Source organism: Marinomonas piezotolerans (assembly GCF_003362755.1).
In the GTDB taxonomy this organism is placed as follows: domain Bacteria; phylum Pseudomonadota; class Gammaproteobacteria; order Pseudomonadales; family Marinomonadaceae; genus Marinomonas; species Marinomonas piezotolerans.
The window spans coordinates 381,583-402,951 of sequence record NZ_QKRA01000003.1 but is presented as its reverse complement, the minus strand read 5'-3'; the positions used below and the strand labels follow the sequence as shown (position 1 = coordinate 402,951).

Here is a 21,369-nt window from a genome sequence, read left to right as displayed (position 1 = left end):
TAATCAGTGTTGGGTAGCCTTTTTTGATAAGAATAATAGACATTCATTTAAGCACCACTCACTCATGAGGATGAGTAAACATGACGAATACAAAAAAGAGCGAATTAATTGCTCGCATAGAAGCAGAGATTAAAGACAACTTTAGCAGCGCTGAATCTAACGACCTGATCAAGCTGACTAACCTCTATTTCGAGGACCTGCTCCTTGAAGACATGCAGCAAAATTCAATTGATAATCTTTACGGCACGACACTCTGCTTGTGGGATTTTGTCCAACAACGTACACCTAATTCCCCTAAGGTCCGTGTTTATAATCCCAACCATGAGGAACATAGCTGGCAATCGACACATACTGTCGTCGAAGTACTCACAGACGACATGCCATTCCTCGTATCGTCATTCAATATGGCGATGGTTCGCCTAGGTCATACGATCCACTTTACTGCACACCCAATTGTTAGCGTCGAACGAACGGCTAAAGGTGAACTTAAGAGTATTAATGACAACTCAAAAAAATCCACCGTAGAAGCACTCATTCGTTTTGAAATCGACCGGATCTCAGATCTTCCCAGAATGGAAGAAATTCGTGAAGCGTTGTTAGATACGATGGAGGACGTGAAAAAGTGTGTCGACGACTGGCCAAAAATGAAAGCACGCCTTGCCGATATCATTAAGGACTCTGAAAACGTATCTCATTTAAAAGACAACGAAACACACGCTGAAAATCTTGCATTCTTGCGCTGGGTAGAAAGCGACCATTTCACATTCGTTGGTTTTCGCGCTTATGACCTAGTTGAACAAGACGGTGAAACTCACCTTAAATTTCAAGAGAACTCTGGATTGGGCACCTTCCGTGTGACCAAGAAAGAGAAATACGACGTTATCCTGAACGAACGTCTATCATCTCTAGCTTATGACCGTGAAAACGCTTTAGTGCTGACAAAATCTACCGCCATCTCAACGGTGCATAGACCGGTTCATTTGGACTATCTAGGGGTCAAACGCTTTGACAAAGCGGGTAAGGTAATCGGCGAATGGCGCTTCTTCGGGCTGTACTCTTCTGCCGCATATGTTGCGCGTCTTCAGGACATCCCATTGCTACGTAAAAAGCTCGAAACCATTGTTGAACGAGCTAATGTCGATCCATACGGACATAAAGGCAAGACACTTAAGCATATATTAAACAGCTACCCTCGTGACGAGATGCTTCAAGCTCCGATTGATGATTTGTTTAATACCATTGAAGGGATCCTTGCCATTCAAGAGCGTCGTCAATTGCGAGTTTTCCTACGCAAAGACATCTACGGCCGCTTCTTAAACGCGTTGGTGTACGTTCCGCGCGATCGCTATAACACAGAGCTGCGTATGAAAATGCAGGACATCCTGATGGAAGCGTGCAATGGGACAAGTTCAGAATTTAATGTCCAATTCTCGCAACAAGTTCTGGCTCGCGTAAACTTCACCATTCAGATAGCAGACCCAGAACACAGCCCAGCGCCCGATGTCGATGATATCCAGCGTAAAATGCAAGACGCGATGCTATCTTGGGATGACAAGTTATTGGCTGCGTTACACACTAGCCAAGGCGAAGAAAGCGGCAACAAGCTTTACAGTGAATACGCGCCTTATTTCCCTGCGGCTTACCGAGAAGACTTCTCTCCTAACTCTGCCGTATTGGATATCGAGCGTCTAAATGAATTAGCTAACGAGGGCGATATCTCTACGCATTTATACCGCCAAGTTGGTCAATCCAAGAATCACTATTTCTTTAAAGTATACGGAGCGGGCACCACACTTGTCTTATCCGATGTATTGCCGATTCTGGAATACATGGGGCTTCGCGTATTGGAAGCGCGCCCTTACGAGCTTGATCAAAATGGAGACGGCACAGCAAACACTTGGGTCGTTGAGTTTGCGATCAGTGTTAACCCTAGCGTTAATCTTGAGAAGAAAGCGTACCGCGATGACTTCCAAAACGCGTTTAACCAAGTATTCAAACGTCGTGTAGAAAATGATCGGTTCAACGCATTAGTATTGGATGCATCATTAACATGGCGCCAAGTCACAATGCTGCGTGCCATTACTAAGTACTTGGTTCAACTGCAAGTACCGTTCTCATTGCAGTATATGCAGCAAACCCTAGAAAAGAATGCCCCCATCGCTCGCTTGCTTGTGCAGTTGTTCGAGCAGCGTTTTGATCCTGAGCTAGAAGCAAAACGTGACGACAAAGTTGCTAAGTTACTGGAGAAACTCGAAGCTGCATTTGATCAAGTCGACAATTTGGATGAAGATCGAATTCTAAAACATTACTTGTCCGTCATTCAGGCCATGCTACGTACTAACTTTTACCAAGCGTCTGAAGATGGTGATGTGAAAGATTACGTATCCTTTAAACTCGACCCCACAGAAATCCCTGCTGTTCCATTGCCTCGCCCTAAATTCGAGATTTTTGTTTATGCCCCATGGGTTGAAGGTGTCCACATGCGTGGAGGTAAAGTCGCTCGCGGTGGTTTGCGTTGGTCTGATCGAATGGAAGACTTCCGTACCGAAGTCCTTGGTTTGGTTAAAGCTCAAATGGTTAAAAATGCTGTCATTGTTCCAGCAGGTGCCAAAGGTGGCTTTGTTGCCAAACAACTCAAGAAAAATGTCTCACGCGAAGAAGTTCAAACCGAAGTAGTACGCTGCTACACCACGTTTATTTCAGGCTTGCTAGATATTACTGATAACCTGAAACAAAACGAGTTAGTACCACCTCAATCTGTTCTACGTTACGACGAAGACGACCCTTACCTTGTGGTAGCTGCCGATAAAGGTACGGCAACGTTCTCAGATTTGGCTAACAGCATTTCTGAAAAATACGGTTTCTGGCTCGGTGATGCCTTTGCCTCTGGCGGTTCTAATGGCTATGACCATAAGAAAATGGGCATTACTGCTCGCGGTGCTTGGGAATCGGTTAAACGTCAATTTAAAGAAATGGGTATCAACTGCCAAACTACGGATTTCACAGCTGTAGGCATTGGTGACATGGCGGGTGACGTATTTGGTAACGGCATGCTGTTGTCCGAACACACGCGACTAATCGCTGCGTTTAACCATATGCATATCTTTATTGACCCTACTCCTGACGCAGCCAGCTCGTTTAAGGAACGTCAACGCCTGTTCGCGCTGCCACGCTCGTCGTGGGAAGATTACAACAAAGAACTCATCTCTAAAGGTGGTGGCATCTTTAGCCGTAGCGCCAAATCGATTCCAATCAATGCTGATATCCGTAAAGCGCTTGGGATTGAAGGTAACGTTAAATCCATGGCGCCGACGGACTTGATCTCACACATTCTTAAAGCCCCCGTTGATCTACTTTGGAATGGCGGTATCGGTACCTATGCTAAAGCAGAGTCTGAAAGCCACGCCGAGGTAGGTGACAGTGGCAACAACGCCCTTCGAGTTAACGGTAAAGAGCTACGTTGCAAAATCATTGGTGAAGGCGGCAACCTTGGTTTTACCCAAAAAGGTCGTATTGAATTTGCACAAAACGGTGGTCTAGTCAGCACTGACGCGATCGACAACTCAGCGGGTGTCGACAGCTCGGACCACGAAGTAAACATCAAGATCTTGCTGAACCGCATTGTCGAAAATGGCGATATGACGGAAAAGCAGCGTAATAAGTTGCTGGCTGAAATGACCGATGAAGTGGCGGATTTGGTATTACGTCATAACACCGGACAAAGTCATGTGTTGTCACTTGCCAACTCACAAGCTCCAGAGCGTGTTGCAGATCATTGGCGTTTAATCTTGTCGTTGGTGCGTGAAGGCCGTCTTAACCGCGAGATTGAGTTCCTGCCGTCTGATTCTCAGATCAAAAAACGCATGAACAAAGGCCTTGGTCTAACTCGACCTGAGATATCTGTGTTATTGGCGTATTCAAAGATAAAATTCGCTGAGCAGTTGGTAGAAGATGGTATCGGCGAAGACCCAGACTTGATTGGTCAAATCAAAGATTACTTCCCGACCCCTTTGGTTAAACGCTTTAGCGAGCCAATGAAGAGCCATCCTCTGGTTCACGAAATCATCGCAGCGCATGTCACCAACGATGTAGGTAACCGAATGGGGCCGACTTTCAGTACATACGTACAGGAAGAAACCAGCGCCTCCGCCCTCAATGTCGTTCGAGCCTACATGGCAGCTGAAGACATCTTTAATGTGTCGGGCTTATGGGAAGCCATCAATGATCTAGACTTCACCGTCGATAATGCCACCCTGAACAACCTGTTGATTCATATTCAGTTTATGGTGGAGCGGGCAACCCTTTGGTTATTGCGCAACACCCGTGAATCGCTTTCGATTCAACGTTTGACCGATACCTACAAGCCAGGTGTTGAGATTATTCGCAGTAATCTAGAAGCGATTCTTACCGAGCCAAGCAGTGAACACTTAGCGGCGATGAGCGAGAAGTTGCAAAAGCAGGGCATCCCTGCAGACGTTGCAAATAATTACTGCGCTCTAGACTACTTATTCTATGGCTTAGACATCATCCGTGTCGCTGCCAATACCGAAAAAGAAGTCCTCGATGCAGCACAAACGTACTTCGCCTTGGAAATGGACTTAGGCTTACATTGGTTGCGTCAAAGCGTTAACGAACTTCCAGCCGATGACATGTGGGAACGTCGTGCAAAAGCTGGCTTGGGTAATGAAGTTGATAATGCGTTACGCACCATTACGCAAGAAGTCATTCAGACGGGCGCTGACATCAATGAACTTGAAAGTCGTCTAGCGCGTTGGAATGACCTTAACAGCGACAACATTAAACATTACCACGCAACATTTGGAGAAATTAAATCCGAATCAGAACTGTCCCTTTCCATGGTAACAGTTGCTATTCGTGAGTTAAGAAATCTGATATAAACCCTGAGCGGCCCATCAGGGGCCGCTTGACTTTAAGAGGTATAACAAGTGACTGAACAAGTAACGAGAGCAACATTTGATGAAGTAATGGTTCCAAGCTACGCACCAGCAGCGATTATTCCTGTGCGTGGTGAAGGCTCTCGCGTGTGGGATCAGGAAGGTAAAGAGTACATTGATTTTGCAGGCGGTATCGCCGTGACTGCATTAGGGCACTCCCACCCAACTTTGGTTAACACTATGCGTGAGCAAGCGGGCAAACTTTGGCATCTTTCAAATATTATGACCAACGAGCCTGCCCTTCGATTAGCGAAAAAGCTGACGGAAAAGACGTTCGCAGACCGCGTCTTCTTTGCCAACAGTGGAGCAGAAGCCAACGAAGCTGCATTTAAACTCGCTCGTCGTTACGCGTTCGATCACTTTGGTCCAGAAAAAAATGAAATCATTTCGTTTTATCAATCTTTTCACGGACGGACGCTGTTCACTGTTTCAGTGGGTGGCCAAGCAAAATATAAAGAGGGCTTTGAGCCGACGCCAGGTGGCATTCATCACTGTGCCTTCAATGATATCGAAGCAGTAAAAGCTCTCGTATCTGACAAAACTTGTGCAATTGTGATGGAGCCAATCCAAGGTGAAGGCGGTATCATCCCCGCGGATAAAGAGTTTGCTAAGCAAATACGTCAGCTATGTGATGAACACAACGCCCTATTAGTGTACGACGAAGTCCAATCTGGTGTGGGCAGAACCGGCACGTTATACGCTTACGAGCAATTGGGTGTGACCCCAGACATCCTTACTAGCGCAAAAGCATTAGGTAATGGCTTTCCCGTTGGTGCAATGTTAGCCACTGAGTCTGTCGCTAAAAGCCTTGCTTTTGGTACTCATGGCAGTACATACGGCGGTAACCCCATGGCAGCAGCGATCGCTGAGGCGGTAATCGAAATCATTGATACCGATGAAGTGCTTAATGGCGTTAAACACCGCCATCAGATGTTTGTTGATGCACTCACCGCCATCAATGAAAAATACGATGTTTTCAAAGAAATCCGTGGAATGGGCTTACTTGTTGGCGCTGAAGTCAAAGAGAAGTATGCGGGCCACGCAAAAGATTTCTTTAGCCACGCGTCAAATGAAGGATTATTAATGCTTGTCGCAGGGCCGAATGTGCTGCGTTTCACGCCGTCATTGATCATTCCTGACGAAGACATCAAAGAGGGTTTTGCTCGCTTTGAACGTGCGGTTGCGCAAACGGTTTCAGATCACCAGTAGCAGCAAGATCACCCTAATTGAAAAACAAAGCCGTAACCAACAAAAGTTGATTACGGCTTTTTTGTGCCACGTTCAATCTTCGGTTTTGCTCTTAATTTGCGTCTTCCTTGGAATGTCTACGTTGTCCTGATAGCCACACTGGTTTAAGCTCTTGTTGACGCACCTAACCCTTTTCAGGCAAATCAATCGCTTAGGCGGTACCACTCACCACTTTTTAGAGAGATATAAACTGTGTTTTTATCCTTTTTCCCCAAACCAAAACTGTTCTTTCTGACGTTTGTGCTCTGGGCCCTAGCCAGTGTTATTACTTGGTACACCGTTGGTATTGACTTAGGAAAATCGCTGAGCTTGGGTCAATTATTTGGCATCGACTTCCCTTCAGCGTTGGGCGAAGCGGCTGACGCCGCCGCTCAGGCAGCTTACCAAGAAGCCTACAGTTTTGCCTCCGATGTATGGCTCTACCAATACATGTTCGTGTGCTATGCCGCGTTTGTCATTGGCTGGATGGTATACGGTGGGCAAAAATGGGCCAAGTGGTCGGTATTAGGCTCGGCGCTGATTGTATTCATCACATGGTTCCAGGTACAAGTGAGCGTGATGATCAACGAGTGGTACGGCAGTTTTTACGATCTTATTCAAAAAGCACTGACGGCACCAAACACCATTACGCTCACAGAGTTTTATGGACAATTGTTGACCTTCGCCGTTATCGCCCTAGTCGCCATCACGGTTGCGGTGTTTAACCACTTTTTTGTCAGCCATTATGTATTCCGTTGGCGTACTGCCATGAACAATTACTACACCGATATTTGGCCGAAAGTGCGCCATATAGAGGGGGCCTCGCAGCGTATTCAAGAAGATACGATGCGATTCGCGAGCATCATGGAAAGCTTAGGGGTACGATTCCTCGACTCCATTATGACTCTACTCGCTTTTTTGCCAGTATTATGGGGCCTTTCGAGCTATGTCACGGAGCTACCAATCATAGGGGAAGTCTCTCAAGCCTTGGTCTTTGTTGCTATCCTCTGGTCAATCATTGGTACAGTTTTATTAGCGACAGCAGGGATTAAATTGCCTGGTTTGGAATTTAAAAACCAACGTGTCGAGGCCGCTTATCGGAAAGAGCTGGTGTATGGTGAGGACTATGAAGATCGTGCGCAGCCTGTAAAACTCGCCGAACTATTCAATAACGTACGCAAAAACTATTTCCGCTTGTATTTCCATTACATGTATTTCAACGTCGTGCGTTATGGTTATCTACAAGCAGGGGTTTTAGTACCCTTGATTGCGCTCGGCCCTTCTATTGTTGCGGGCGCTTTTACTCTTGGCGTGATGCAGCGTATTTCTAACGCTTTTGGACAAGTTGAGAATTCATTTCAGTTCTTAGTGAACTCATGGACAACCATTGTCGAGCTACTGTCTATTTACAAGCGTCTTAAGGCATTTGAAGCCGCTATCGGTAACGCTTCTATGCCAAAAGAAGACGTAGGTGACGCATAGTCTTTATACAAATCAACTAAGCACGCGAGTGGTTTACTAATCTATCTCATTAGTATGGCCACGTGCTTAGTTTTCTAGCTATCACGCCAATGTTATGATTGCGCAATGAATATTTGTCCGCTGCGTGGTGTATTACAGCAGCTTACTGGGAGTCCACATGAAAAAAGTATTTATCGACGGTGAAACGGGTACCACAGGGTTACAAGTCCGTGAGCGCCTTGTAAACCATACAGGTATCGAAATTATCAGTATTGATCCTGCGAAAAAGCGCGACGTAGACGAAAAGCGTCGCCTGATGAAAGAAGCTGACGTCACGGTGTTGTGTCTACCTGACGACGCTGCTGTCGATAGTGTTGCATTGGCGAAAGAAGAAGGCTGCCGCGTACTGGATGCGAGTTCAGTTCACCGCGTTGCCAATGGTTGGACATACGGCTTAGCCGAAATGGCTTCTGACCAACGCGATGCGATAAAAGATGCACAATTTGTCTCAAACCCCGGTTGTTACCCAACTGGGATTATTTTATTGCTTAAACCTCTTGTAGAAGCGGGTTTGCTTGCCTCTGACGCCCACTACTCGGTCAATGCCATTTCAGGCTACACTGGCGGTGGTAACAAACTGATTGATCAATACGAGAATAATGCGAATGCACCAACTTACGCGACTTACGGTTTGAATTTTAAACACAAACATCTACCCGAAATCGAAAAATGGTCTGGTCTTAAGCAAACACCAACATTTATCCCCAGTGTCGGCAGCTTCGCGCAAGGGATGCTAATCTCCATTCCTGTGCGATTAGCAGAGGGAAATGCGCCAGCGCTTCATGCTGCTTTAGCTGAAACCTATGCCGAAGAAGAGTTTGTAACGGTTCATCCGTTCAATGAAGTGAATGATCCAAACGCTCCGTTCTTAACGCCTCACGGATTGGAAAACACTAATCAAGTAGAGCTTGCCGTGTTTGCGTCCGAAGACGGCAAGTCCGCTGTATTATCAGCCAAGCTAGACAACTTAGGTAAAGGTGCATCCGGCGCAGCCGTTCAGAACTTAAACCTAATGCTTGGTTTTACTGAAGGTTTAGCAGTCAACCTTTAGTTAAAAGCCTCAGCTTAACGCCCGCTAAACAGTATTTTGGCGGGCGTTTTCATTGGAACGGATTACTAGCTATCGATCAATGGCAATCCGCTTTGCTTTAATCGCGTTTTTACGTACGCCTATTTCAGGGGCGATGGTAAATAAATCTCCATTCAATCCGGTTAATTGGCGCGGCACGTGAGCGGATTTCGCGATCTCTGCGTTGGCTAACATATGCTCCGGCTCTCCATGGGTCGGCAACGCCAACTGTGGACGAACCCAATCGTACATCGCCATCAACTCATCCTGACACGGATGCCCACTCACATGTATCGGCTGATCCGTATCTTGCGCCTGCAATGTTCGAATCCCTTTGGCTTTGAAAGCCTCTACCAGCCGGCCTATTGCCATCTCATTACCCGGAATAGTCATCGCACTGAATAACACGAGGTCGCCTTTATCAAGAGTTAAATCAAAACACGTATCATTAGCTAATCGACTCAGCATAGCTCTTGGTTCCCCTTGACTTCCTGTCGCGACGGCAATGACCTCTTCTGGGGGCAAATAACCTAAGTGCGAGCTCTCCATAACTGGTAGTCCTTCCGGCCAATAACCTGTGACGCGGGCTGCGCTGACCATGTTTTGTAGAGAGCGACCAATAAAAGCGACATAACGACCTGTCTCTTTTGCCACGCGTGCAATGGAAACAAGCCTCGCGATGTTGCTACTAAAACACCCGACGACAACTCGCCCTGTTTCGTTCTTAATGACATTAAGTAGAGCGTCATAACAGGCTTCTTCTGAAATAGAGTGACCTGCTCGTAACGCATTGGTCGAGTCACACACCATTGCACTGACATTTCGTTGACGCAACGTCGAGAGGGTTGCTGGTGTGAAACGCTCGCCGATGACAGGGGTATGATCAATCTTCCAATCCCCTGTATGAAACACATTGCCAGCACGGGTTTCAATCATTAAAGCGCTGTGTTCCGGAATAGAGTGTGTGAGCGTGATCCACTGGAGGCTAAATGAACCGACCTGAAAGCGACTGTCCATGGGTAGCTCACGGATATCCACTTGTGATAACAAGCCCACTTGAGCAAGCTTACGCCGCAGGATTTCAGCGGTAAAAGGCGTGGCATACACTGGCACCTTGAATCGCTTCCATAAAAAAGGCAAAGCTCCCAAATGATCTTCGTGGGCGTGAGTGATCACGATGCCTGCTAGTCTATGCCGTTGTTTTGAAATAAAAGAAGGGTCTGCGCAAACCAATTCATAAGTAGTTTGGCTATCAGGTTTTAACGGCTCGTTGAACGACACCCCACAATCAACCATCAACCACTGCCCGTCGTGGCCATATAAGTTCATATTCATACCGATTTCACCAGTGCCTCCAAGCGGAAGAAACCAAAGATCGTTATGGGATGGAATCAGATGATCCAAAAATGTCTCCTTATATTAAATGCGGACGTAGTTTACGCTATTAAACGTGAACCTGATTCATACTTTTAGTGCTTTGATATCAACTACACTCATGTTAATTTTCTATCTATGGACAACGGCTGGCCATGATACGTACAAGCTAACCTTTTCATTCAGCCATATAAGGACAACGACATATGTTGGGTATGACCGTTTGGGGACTAGCACTTGGGCAGGCCATCCTAATCACAGGCAACATCCTCCTTGTTTCTGTGACAGCTCTTATTGGGCAAAGTTTAGCGCCTTCCATTGCCATGGCGACTCTCCCCGTTGCATTACAGTTTCTTGGATTAATGGGGGTAACATTACCCGCTGCTCTGCTTATGGCTTGGCTAGGTCGTAAAAAAGGATTCCTATTTGGCAATATCATTGGTGTGGCTGGTGCAATACTCGCGTACTTCGCAGTTAAGCATGAACTGTTTCCTCTATTTTGCCTTTCTACGTTTCTATTGGGGATGGCCATAGGTGTTGGCCAGCAATACCGCTTTGCCGCGACGGAGAACGCCCCTTCCTCGAAAGCCCCTCAAGCGATCAGTTTGATCATGGGTGCGGGGGTTATTGCTGCGGTACTTGGCCCGAACATGGCTATTTGGTTTGAATATTGGGCTCCTGATCGACAATACTTGGGAGCGTTTGCAGCGCTTATCGTTCTGTACGCATTTAACACTCTGTTGGTGGCTTTGTTGCCACTAAAACCGCCGTCCAAAGCAGAGCAGTCCGGCACACCTCGCCCCTATAAAGAGCTGCTACGACAGTCTGATTTACGTAGCGCCATTGTCGCCGGCTCAATCGGCTACGGGGTGATGGTAATTGTAATGACCGCAACACCACTGGCAATGCAGCACACCGGATTTGGTTTTGGCGAAACAGCCTATGTTATTCAGTGGCATGTTTTGGGTATGTTCCTGCCTTCTTTTTTAACGGGCAAATTGATCGCCCGCTACGGCAGCTATCGCGTGATTCAAAGTGGGTGTCTGCTGCTACTCAGCTGCATCGCATTAAACCAAGTCGGTATGACGTATTGGCACTTTTTCAGTGCTTTGATCTTATTAGGGGTCGGCTGGAATTTTACCTTCATCGGTGCAACCACTATGTTGACGAAGGCTCATCGACCTGAAGACAAAGCTCGAGTTCAAGGTGTCAATGACCTAATCGTTTTCACATGCAGTGCCGCAGCCAGTTTATTGGCAGGCTACTGGCAGTCTTTGTTTGGCTGGCAAATACTCAATTTATTAATGATTCCTGCAATCCTTTTGGCTATGTTTACGATGATGTCGAGCCGAAAGCGCGCATCTATTATCATCAGAGAACCAAATTCTCCTGCATAACACTTAAGCATTTGACACTGCCGAAAATTCCCTGAAAATGAAGCCTAACATTCTTTACGTTAGGACTTCGTTTCATGGGTATTCTTTCTAGCCTTGCCAAGCTCTTCTCCTCTGACAGCAACTCCAATTCTGCACCGTCAGCTGACCCAGTCGAATACAACGGTTTTTTCATTACGCCAACCCCCCAACCTGATCAAGGGCAGTATCGGATTTGCGCTCAAATCACTAAGGGAGAAGGTGAGTCTCAAAAAGTACACCAATTTATTCGTTCAGACTTGGTTGCAAATCGTGATGAGTGCGTTGAATTAACCGTTCGCAAAGCAAAACTCACTATTGACCAGCTAGGCGAACAAATTTTTTAACACGCTTACCGTCAACCATTAGGGGATTATCGTGCTAACGTGGCAATTAGAGCATTCTAAAGAAGATTTCTTAGGGCCTAGATTTGTGGCGCATACCTTTAGCTTTCAGGGACCCGTTTCAACCATTGTTACAACAATGATCGAACATTTGGAAAACTCTGAAAGCTCACGAGCTATCCTCTATCTACACGGCTATACCGATTACTTTTTTCAAACAGAGCTAGCTGAACATTTCGCTAAACAAGGGTATCGTTTTTTCGCCATAGATTTACAAGGGTACGGCCGCTCCATTCGACCTAACTCCCCACCAAATTGGTGCGACAGCATGCATCAATATCATGATGACATTCGCATCGCATTGGCTGAAATAGCAAACCGTGGTGTCTCAGAGCTAGTCATTATGGCGCATTCAACAGGGGGACTGGTTGCATCTAGCTATCTCGCGAAAGAACTAGACATGGCACCAGAAAGACAACTGCCATGTCCCACCATAAAAGGTCTAATTTTAAACAGTCCTTTCTTGGAGCTACCTTTTCCACCACGTCTAGTAAAGCGCATCAGTTGGCCCATTTGGGTCGCTGTTTCTCTGCTTCCATTCCATGCCCTCCGTGCTAAAAAAATCAGTACTTATGCCAAAACACTGCACAAGTGCTTCGCTGGGGAATGGGGTTATCGATTAGACTGGAAGCCTGCTCAAGGATTTCCACTATCGTTTCACTGGTTGAAACAAGTTATCTTGGCGCAACGAGATCTCAAGCAGCAAATTATTCAAACACCAACGCTTATGTGCCATTCAGCAATCAGCACTCTCAACAATGATGACGTCGAAGCGACGAGACAGGGGGATGGTGTGCTGGATGTCGACAGCATGAAAGCGGCCGCCAAACAAACATTTGAGTGTCTCACAACTCAAAGTATTCAAGGCGGCTACCACGACTTAATGCTTTCCCCCGCCGACATTCGGAAAGACTATCTTCGCTCTGTTGATCAATGGCTAAATAATACTGCCTTCTTAACCAATACTTAGTTCCCCTGACCCGCCATAATTCTGTCTAGCAAGCGCGTCGGCAAAAGCCTTTTCATCATGCCCGCCGCATAGGTTGGCCACGTCACATAATAACGAGGCTTCGGCCGTGACGACTCAAATGCGTGTAATAATTTTTCCACCACAGCGCTCGCAGGGAGAGTCCCTCTCGCCGCAGGCCCCTGCTTAGTCAGTCTTGCAATGGCTTCTTTATAACCTTGTTGATGACGGCTGGCGTCCATATCAATATTGGCCTGTAGGGCTTTTAATGCGTTTTCTCGAAATCGGCTTGTAATGGGGCCCGGTTCGATCAATGAAACATGGATAGGCGTATCCCTTAGCTCCATGCGCATTGTGTCTGTTAGCCCTTCCAATGCAAATTTGCTGGCATTGTACGCGCCCCGAAAAGGTGCTGCGACCAACCCTAAAACCGAACTGTTATGAACGATACGACCGTAGCCTTGCTGCAGCATCACTCGCACTACTCGTGTGGTGAGATCATGGGTACCGAATACGTTTACTTCAAATTGTTTGCGCAACACGTCAACTGACAAATCTTCTACGGCGCCTGGTTGTCCATAGGCACCATTGTTAAATAATCCAAATAATTCACCGCCAGTAATCTTTAATGTTTCGGCTAACCCTGATGCAATCGACTCTGAATCCGCTAAGTCAATCTGAACAACATGTTTAAAACCTTCCTGCTTTAGGCGCGCAACGTCCTCGTTCTTGCGACAACTGGCCACAACAAAATAGTTTTTTTGCTGCAATATTTTGGCTGCTTCTAGCCCTATACCGCTACTACAACCCGTTACTAATACTGAATAACGCATATTCATCCCTACTGTGTGAATTATTAACAAGCCCACCGTTGATGCGTGCCCACCTATTTTACGTTATTGAACACTAACTTTGATGTAGATCAGAACATTAATCAGTCAAAAATCCATAATCCCTGCTTATCAAACAATTTCAAGGAATAGAATGATGACTCTTAACGATATCAGTGTAAGAAAAAAGCTATGGGGTTTAATTGGTTTGCTGATTGCTCTACTGCTTGCTTTTGAAGTCGTTGCTTATACGAGTCTCTATCGCGAACTGCTTGATGACCGCAAAGCACAGGTAAAAGAGCAAGTTGAAAGTGCATATTCGCTGATATCCTACTACGAAAGCCAGAGTGATCAACTGGGCTTAGAGACCGCACAACAACAAGCAAAACAAGCGATTGCCGCGTTGAGATATGGTAATGGTGGCTATTTTTGGATCAATGATTATCAACACACCCTAATCATGCACCCTCTCAAACCTCAGTTAAATGGGAAAGACTTAACGAACACACAGGACGCAAGCGGCCAATTTCATTGGCAAGCCATGGTAAATGTGGTGACAAAAGAAGGCGAAGGGTATGTCGAATACACTTACAAAGGTCCCCAAGTCGACAAACCAGAAGAGAAAGTATCCTATGTGAAAGGTCTAAAAAGCTGGGGCTGGATCGTTGGGTCTGGTGTTTTTCTAAGCGATGTAAAAGAGACCTTTTGGACTGAGGTCCGCACTTCTGCATTAGTTGAAAGCTTCGTTGTGATCATCGCATTGGTGCTCAGTAGCGTCATTGTCCGCAGTATAGTTCAGCCTCTGCAGGCCGTAACCCAGCATTTGCAAACCATTGCTGGCGGTGATCTAACAGCCAAACTCAAATTAAACCGCAACGATGAATTAGGTAAGCTAGCAAACTCTGCCAATTATATGTCCGACTCCCTAAGCAAAACACTAGGGCAAGTTGCCATTGCGATTGATGAGCTGCAAGCGGTATCGACCCAAATGCTGAGCAACACAACAGCGACTCAACAAGGCATGAATTCACAGTTTAACGAAGTCGAAAAATTGGCAACGGCTATGAACGAAATGTCTTATTCCATTCGAGATGTCGCCAACAATGCCAAAGATACTGCAAGCGCCACCTTATCGGTACAAGACGTCACTCGCAGCTCTAGCAGTGATTTAAACGAAACCAACCAGAACATACAAACACTCACCCACCACGTTGAAGGCGCTAACCAGGTCATCACTGAGCTACTTTCTCAAACGAAAGAAATAGACTCGGTATTAGGTGTCATCGGTGACATTTCTGAACAAACCAATTTACTGGCGCTCAACGCTGCCATTGAAGCTGCGCGTGCGGGGGAACTAGGCCGAGGCTTTGCAGTGGTTGCAGATGAAGTTCGATCCCTTGCTAGTCGAACTCAAAGCTCAACGGTTGAAATAAAAGCCATCATTGAAAAATTGCAATCGCAGTCTTCAGAAGCCTCTCAATCAATGGCGACCAGTACCGAGCAAGCAGAGCAAAGTGCAGCACGTATGAAAGCGGCCGCCCATAAATTGGATACCATGTTAGACCAAGTCGACGATGTCTCTGATCGCAGCACTCAAATTGCCTCAGCGGCGGAACAGCAAGGTCAAGTAGCCGAAGAAATTAACAGTAATTTAATGGGAATTAGAGATGTCTCTGAGCGAGTGTTGCAGGACTCTGAAGAAGTGGCTCAAGGGTCTAACATGATCGCGCAAATGGCTGACTCACTCCGCCATCAGATCAATCAGTTTCGATTTTCATAAATACAATTAAAACAAACGTAAAAAAAGCGAGCTTAATAGCTCGCTTTTTATTTCAAAGGCTAGCAATTACGCCTTAAGTGCTTGCGCATGATGCTCCAAATGGTCGTCAATGAAGCTAGAAATAAAGAAGTAGCTATGATCATAACCAGACTGACGACGTAACGTGAGTGGGTGACCCACCTTCTCACAAGCTTGCTCTAAAGCTTCGGGTTTCAGCTGTTCTTCCAAGAAACCATCCGCTTCACCTTGGTCAACGAGCAAAGGCAGACGCTCGGAGGCTGTCGCAATCAACTCACACGCATCCCATGCTTTCCAGGCTTCACGATCGTCGCCTAGGTAGCCCGTGAACGCTTTCTCACCCCAAGGGCACTGAGTTGGGTTAGTGATCGGCGCAAACGCAGACACAGACTGGTAGCGACCTGGGTTTTTAAGCGCACAGATCAACGCGCCGTGACCACCCATTGAGTGTCCAGAGATAGATCGTTTATCTGTCACTGGAAAGTGCTCTTCAACTAAGGTTGGTAACTCTTTTACGACGTAGTCATACATGTGGTAAGTGTTTGAGTAAGGTGCCACTGTCGCATTCACATAGAAACCTGCCCCAGAGCCAAAGTCGTAGCTTTCATGCTCTGCTGGATAATCAGTACCACGTGGACTTGTGTCAGGCATAACAATCGCAAGGCCTTGCTCCGCAGCTTTCTTAAACGCGCCCGCTTTTTGCGAGAAGTTTTCGTCCGTACACGTCAAACCTGACAACCAGTACAACACTGGTACATTTGCGCTTTCTGCTTGGGCTGGCAAAAAGATAGCGAATACCATGTCGCCTTTAACAGATAAGCTTTCATGGCGGTAGCGCTTCAACCAACCACCGCTTACTTTTGTACTTGATAAAAGTTCCATAAATCCCTCTTCGTATCAGTAAAAAAGCCCATCCTAGAGATGGGCTTCTTGTCACGGGTAACGCTTATTTTGCGTCGAACTCGATAACCGTACGGATACTTTCACCTTCGTGCATTAGGTGGAAAGCTTCGTTGATGTCTTCAAGCTTCATTTTGTGCGTCACGAATGGATCGATTTCGATCTTGCCACTCATGTAGTCTTCTACGTAGCCTGGAAGCTCAGTACGGCCTTTTACGCCACCGAACGCAGAACCACGCCATACGCGACCCGTTACTAGCTGGAATGGACGCGTTGAGATCTCTTGACCTGCACCGGCGACACCGATGATGATCGACTCACCCCAGCCTTTATGACAGCACTCAAGCGCTGCTCGCATAACGTTAACGTTACCAATACATTCGAAAGAGTAGTCCACGCCACCGTCAGTCATCTCGACAATCACTTCTTGGATCGGCTTGTCGAATTTTGATGGGTTGATGAAGTCCGTCGCACCGAATTGCTCTGCCATTTCGAATTTAGATTCGTTTAGGTCAATCGCAATGATACGGCCAGCGCCTGCGATGCGAGCACCTTGAATACAAGATAAACCAATACCACCTAGTCCGAAGACCGCTACGGTAGCGCCTTCTTCTACTTTGGCTGTGTTCAGAACGGCACCGATGCCCGTTGTGACACCACAACCTAGAAGACAGATTTTGTCCATTGCAGCGTCTTCGTTCACTTTAGCCAAAGAAATTTCTGGTACAACACTGTACTCAGAGAAGGTAGAACAGCCCATGTAGTGGAAGATCGGCTCACCATTGATGCTGAAACGGCTAGTACCGTCTGGCATAAGACCTTTACCTTGTGTCGCACGAACCGCCTGACAAAGGTTTGTTTTACCAGATTTACAGAATTTACACTCACCGCATTCTGCTGTGTAAAGAGGGATAACGTGATCGCCTGGCTTTAGAGATGTCACACCTTCACCGACAGCCTCAACGATCCCTGCACCTTCGTGGCCAAGAATCGCAGGGAAAATACCCTCTGGGTCTTCGCCAGAAAGCGTGAATGCGTCAGTGTGACAAACACCTGTTGCAACCATGCGAACAAGTACTTCACCTGCTTGTGGATCTTGCACTTCAACTTCTTCGATTTTAAGAGGTTGACCAGGACCCCAAGCGACGGCCGCTTTACATTTCAACATTGTGAACTCCGTTTTAACTTAACAGTTAGTGAAACAAGTACATACAGTGTAGTATCAAAAAACTATTGCGATAATACCCATTTTAGCAAATCATTATTGTCATACAGCAACAATGAGATTCAGTACCTATGAAACAATGGGAAGCAATGGAAGCGTTTGTGGAAGTAGTACACCAAGGAAGCTTCTCTAAAGCCGCTAGCCGGCTTGACGTATCGGCCTCACATGTGAGCCGCCTTATTACACATCTTGAGCAGCGCTTAAATACCACTCTATTATTTCGTACCACCCGTAGCATTCGCCTCAGCGAAGCAGGCGAACGCTTCTATCAACACTGCCGTGAGCTACCGAACACACTGGCCACTGCCGAAGAAGCCGTCAGTGCGTTAAACCAAGCGCCCATGGGCACATTACGTATTACGTGCGCCACCACTTTTGGTGAGCGCTACCTCGCCCCTTTATTAAATGACTTTTTACTGCAAAACCCACAAGTCGACCTTGATCTACATCTCACTAATCGCGAAGTGGATTTAATTGAAGAAGGTTATGACTTGGCTATCCGAATGGGGGCACTACGAGATTCTAGTTTATTATCTCGGCGTTTGTGCGACCGAGCAGAGTATCTTTGTGCATCACGCGAATACGTCGACCAACACGGCATGCCACATACTTTAGCCGAGCTAAATAAACATCAATGTTTGATGGGGTCGAAGACCCATTGGGTGTTCAGCCAAAACGGCCAACGTAAAGAAGTGAAAGTATCGAGCCACTGGCGCAGCAACTCAGGCCCAGCTCTGCTTGATGCGATACGACGCGGGTTAGGTATCGCCCAACTGCCAGATTACTACGTCAAAGAAGACCTAGCATCTGGCCGATTAATTTCCCTCTTGCCTCAGTATCAATATCCTTACACCGGTGTTTGGTTGGTCTACCCGCGCGCGCTTAAGCCCTCGCCAAAACTCAAATCTGTGTGTGACTATTTGATACAGCGCTTTGAGCGGGAGGATATTTTTGCCAATTGGAGAGCGCGAATCTGACATAAATCATTTGTATTAGTCAGAATGCTTTGTTGCCTCATTGAGCGCATCATCCGTTCATCATCGTGATTGCGCTTAGAACCAACAAACCTATATTTGATAAGAGTCCCATCAAGAAAAAGTAAGAGCGTGGACTTGGGTTTTCATTAGTCGCTACAGCGTAGTACATAAGCATGTGCAAAATTCGCGAAACGGCAAAACTCCAAATAAAGATCATTACCCAGAACGCGTCCGCTCCAACTAAAATTGACAAAAAGATCGCGCCCAACATCATGGGTACGTTCTCGATGGAGTTCATAAAAGTACGATGGGCACGGAAGGTAAACGACTTGTGCCCTAGGGAGTCATCAATTTTTCCAGGCACTGCATCCGCCTTGCGCCCTTTGCTTCCTGTCGCAATGAACCACTGAGCCATCCACGTGAGAAGTATCAGGAAAATACCCCAAAACGCCGTCCCATATATCGTTGTCAATTCCATATCGTTCGTCACCTTCTATTGCTGTGAATACTCTTTCAAACTGACATAGAAAGCTCAGGGACGCACTCGGTTAGCGTAAAGACACTCCAAGTTTTCATGATTGCTGGACAATACTTCAAAATAGTCATGTAAAGCACGCAGATTAAGCTCACCGTCAGATAGCGGTAAGAGAAAATCTGTGTGACGCTGATTAGCTCGCGTTTAAAATGAACGCCTTTATGCTCTGTGATCTTCTTGCATAGTAATTAGATTCTTTTACTGCTTGCTCATTCGGTAGACTTTTCTTAAAGTTGCGCCACGTAAAACGGATTTGCATGTCATTATCGATGAAACACCGCTCCTATTTCTTTTTGATGCTCTGCTGGCTAGCGTACTTTGCTGTACCGTTAGTGAATGGCTTTGGTCAGTCAGGTGTACAGCGCATCGAGATTTGTACTACGCAAGGCGTCGAAAGTTACTTTGTTTCCACGGCAGACACGCCATCCGAACAAGCCTCTCTCACTTCTCAGCATGGCCATTCGCATTCCTGTCCATGTACGCACTTCTCTATTGATACTGCCATCACATTGATGGTGTTAAACCTCCCGCACTCGGTTAGTAACCTTCAAAGTACAACCGAAAAAAGGCCCATAGTTCGCACGCTTTCGGGCAGTAAAGCGCGTGCACCACCGAAGATAACTGCGTTGAGTGATGATCAAAAGTTAGCATGATGCCCTGATGATTATGAGGGCATCACTTTACTACGCCTAAATAATTTCAGGAATTTTCATGTTTGGTACCAAGGACTTCTATCGTTCTGTTTGGCGCTGGCACTTTTTTGCTGGACTATACGTTACACCGTTTTTAATTATGCTGTCTGTCACTGGCCTCATTATGCTGTTCGCTCCAATTGCAGAACGCATGCAGTATTCTCATTTGTACACTGTTGAGAATGTCACTGCGTCGCCGCTAACCTACGAACAACAATATCAACTGGTCGCTGACCAGTACCTAAATGATTCGATCAGAAAGGTCTATGTCTCTGATACGCCATCGGATGCTACGCGTTTTCAAGTGAAAGTCGATGATGAAACACGCTCAGTATTCGTTGACCCTTACCAAGGCAAAGTACTGGGAAATTTGTCTGTCAGCCACTCTCTGTACGCTTGGGCAGATGATACGCACGGCACCTTTATGATAGGGCTAACGGGAGACTGGCTGATCGAAATAGCCGTCAGCTTCACGATATTATTAATACTCACAGGTCTATACATGTGGTGGCCCAGAAAAGCTCAATCAGCTTGGCAAGCAGCGACTACCATAAAAGGTAAAGGACGCTTAATGTGGCGTAATCTTCACAGCGTAACAGGGCTCTGGAGCGCCATCATCCTACTCTTTTTTTGTATCTCGGGATTAGCTTGGGCAAGTGTCTGGGGCGGGAAATTAGTTCAGGCGTGGAGCACTTTTCCAATGGAAAAAAGTGCGAAGAACGTTTCGTCGAATTTAACTCACAACGATCTCAATCCAAAGGGCGTAAAACAAATCCCTTGGAACCTTGAGCAATCTCCACTCCCAGAGTCGTCAGCATTTGGCGACCACACCATTACATTAGATCGAGTGGTTGACGACGCAAAAAACATGGGCTTCACGCGTTTTCAGGTTCACTTCCCACGAGGTGAGCAAGGTGTATTTACCGCTACCGCAAGCACAATGGGGCGCGATATTAACAACGCATTGGATGACCGGACCGTGCACCTTGATCGCTATTCAGGCTCCGTAATCGCCGATGTTGGCTTCATGGACTACAACTGGTTCGCAAAGTCTATGGCGTTTGGTATTGCATTACATATGGGGCAATTTGGTATGTGGAACCTAGTCGCCTGCACGGCATTTTGTATGGCTATTATTCTTCTATGTTTATCAGGCATCGTAATGTGGTGGAAGCGTCGCCCAAGCAGGGCTAAAGGTTTCTCAGCGCCGCCCAAGCCACAAAATCTTAAACGCTGGCAACATGCGGTTTGGTTGTTATTGCCTATATCATTACTGTTTCCTATGGGTGCTCTGGGTATTATCCTTGTCACGCTCATCGATTCGTTGCTCGTGCGCTCCCTCCATAAAGTCACAAAACGCTTTGCGCCATTGTCCTAATAAATTGCAGCGTTAGCCTCTTTTCTAAAGGTTAGCGCTATAAGACTGTAAATAGATGGCACAATCTTTCTTTGTAGTGGATGAGAGAGTATTGATAACATAGCG

16 protein-coding genes are annotated in these 21,369 nt (G+C 46.5%); 11 read left to right on the top strand and 5 right to left on the bottom strand.

Annotation, left to right across the window (positions count from 1 at the left end; translation table 11 throughout):
* The first annotated feature begins 80 nt into the window (after positions 1 to 80).
* From DN730_RS09340 to argC, 4 genes are all read left to right on the top strand, one after another.
* Entirely contained in the window at positions 81 to 4,898 is a 4,818-nt protein-coding gene (locus DN730_RS09340; protein WP_115467846.1) for an NAD-glutamate dehydrogenase, read from the top strand.
* A gap of 48 nt (positions 4,899 to 4,946) precedes the next feature.
* Entirely contained in the window at positions 4,947 to 6,164 is a 1,218-nt protein-coding gene (locus DN730_RS09335; RefSeq protein ID WP_115467845.1) for an aspartate aminotransferase family protein, read from the top strand.
* A gap of 231 nt (positions 6,165 to 6,395) precedes the next feature.
* Positions 6,396 to 7,664, top strand: coding sequence for a peptide antibiotic transporter SbmA (sbmA, locus tag DN730_RS09330; protein ID WP_115467844.1), 1,269 nt, complete (start codon positions 6,396 to 6,398; stop codon positions 7,662 to 7,664).
* A gap of 157 nt (positions 7,665 to 7,821) precedes the next feature.
* Complete coding sequence (gene argC, locus DN730_RS09325) at positions 7,822 to 8,754, top strand: N-acetyl-gamma-glutamyl-phosphate reductase (protein WP_115467843.1); 933 nt, start codon at positions 7,822 to 7,824, stop codon at positions 8,752 to 8,754.
* A gap of 69 nt (positions 8,755 to 8,823) precedes the next feature.
* Here argC and DN730_RS09320 read toward each other — a convergent pair whose 3' ends face one another.
* On the bottom strand, positions 8,824 to 10,176 hold the full coding sequence (locus DN730_RS09320; protein ID WP_211313860.1) for a ribonuclease J: 1,353 nt from the start codon (positions 10,174 to 10,176) through the stop codon (positions 8,824 to 8,826).
* Between the two features lie 176 nt (positions 10,177 to 10,352).
* Between DN730_RS09320 and DN730_RS09315 the strand changes: the two genes are divergently transcribed.
* From DN730_RS09315 to DN730_RS09305, 3 genes are all read left to right on the top strand, one after another.
* The gene (locus DN730_RS09315) at positions 10,353 to 11,543 is read left to right on the top strand and encodes an MFS transporter (protein ID WP_115467842.1); all 1,191 of its coding nucleotides are present in this window, start codon (positions 10,353 to 10,355) and stop codon (positions 11,541 to 11,543) included.
* Between the two features lie 74 nt (positions 11,544 to 11,617).
* Entirely contained in the window at positions 11,618 to 11,905 is a 288-nt protein-coding gene (locus DN730_RS09310) for an HlyU family transcriptional regulator (protein WP_115467841.1), read from the top strand.
* A 31-nt stretch (positions 11,906 to 11,936) separates the two neighbouring features.
* Positions 11,937 to 12,932, top strand: a complete 996-nt coding sequence (locus tag DN730_RS09305; protein WP_245957932.1) for an alpha/beta hydrolase — start codon at positions 11,937 to 11,939, stop codon at positions 12,930 to 12,932.
* Here DN730_RS09305 and DN730_RS09300 read toward each other — a convergent pair.
* Positions 12,929 to 13,762, bottom strand: coding sequence for an SDR family NAD(P)-dependent oxidoreductase (locus DN730_RS09300; RefSeq protein ID WP_115467840.1), 834 nt, complete (start codon positions 13,760 to 13,762; stop codon positions 12,929 to 12,931). The genes DN730_RS09305 and DN730_RS09300 overlap by 4 nt on opposite strands.
* Before the next feature lie 151 nt (positions 13,763 to 13,913).
* Between DN730_RS09300 and DN730_RS09295 the strand changes: the two genes are divergently transcribed.
* Positions 13,914 to 15,539, top strand: a complete 1,626-nt coding sequence (locus tag DN730_RS09295; protein WP_245957931.1) for a methyl-accepting chemotaxis protein — start codon at positions 13,914 to 13,916, stop codon at positions 15,537 to 15,539.
* Between the two features lie 66 nt (positions 15,540 to 15,605).
* On the opposite strand, the gene fghA is transcribed toward DN730_RS09295, so the two are convergent.
* Positions 15,606 to 16,439 carry an S-formylglutathione hydrolase gene (gene fghA / locus DN730_RS09290; RefSeq protein WP_115467838.1) on the bottom strand — a complete coding sequence of 278 codons (834 nt, stop codon included), beginning with the start codon at positions 16,437 to 16,439 and terminating at the stop codon, positions 15,606 to 15,608.
* 64 nt (positions 16,440 to 16,503) lie between these two features.
* Positions 16,504 to 17,622 carry an S-(hydroxymethyl)glutathione dehydrogenase/class III alcohol dehydrogenase gene (locus tag DN730_RS09285; protein WP_170139018.1) on the bottom strand — a complete coding sequence of 373 codons (1,119 nt, stop codon included), beginning with the start codon at positions 17,620 to 17,622 and terminating at the stop codon, positions 16,504 to 16,506.
* A 131-nt stretch (positions 17,623 to 17,753) separates the two neighbouring features.
* Between DN730_RS09285 and DN730_RS09280 the strand changes: the two genes are divergently transcribed.
* On the top strand, positions 17,754 to 18,659 hold the full coding sequence (locus DN730_RS09280; protein WP_115467836.1) for a LysR family transcriptional regulator: 906 nt from the start codon (positions 17,754 to 17,756) through the stop codon (positions 18,657 to 18,659).
* Between the two features lie 49 nt (positions 18,660 to 18,708).
* On the opposite strand, the gene DN730_RS09275 is transcribed toward DN730_RS09280, so the two are convergent.
* Positions 18,709 to 19,137: an MAPEG family protein gene (locus tag DN730_RS09275; RefSeq protein ID WP_115467835.1), complete on the bottom strand. Its 429-nt coding sequence runs from the start codon at positions 19,135 to 19,137 to the stop codon at positions 18,709 to 18,711.
* A 314-nt stretch (positions 19,138 to 19,451) separates the two neighbouring features.
* Here DN730_RS09275 and DN730_RS09270 point away from each other — a divergent pair, with 314 nt between their 5' ends.
* The gene (locus DN730_RS09270) at positions 19,452 to 19,847 is read left to right on the top strand and encodes a hypothetical protein (protein WP_115467834.1); all 396 of its coding nucleotides are present in this window, start codon (positions 19,452 to 19,454) and stop codon (positions 19,845 to 19,847) included.
* Positions 19,848 to 19,905: 58 nt separating this feature from the next.
* Positions 19,906 to 21,264, top strand: a complete 1,359-nt coding sequence (locus DN730_RS09265) for a PepSY-associated TM helix domain-containing protein (RefSeq protein WP_115467833.1) — start codon at positions 19,906 to 19,908, stop codon at positions 21,262 to 21,264.
* Positions 21,265 to 21,369: the final 105 nt, after the last annotated feature.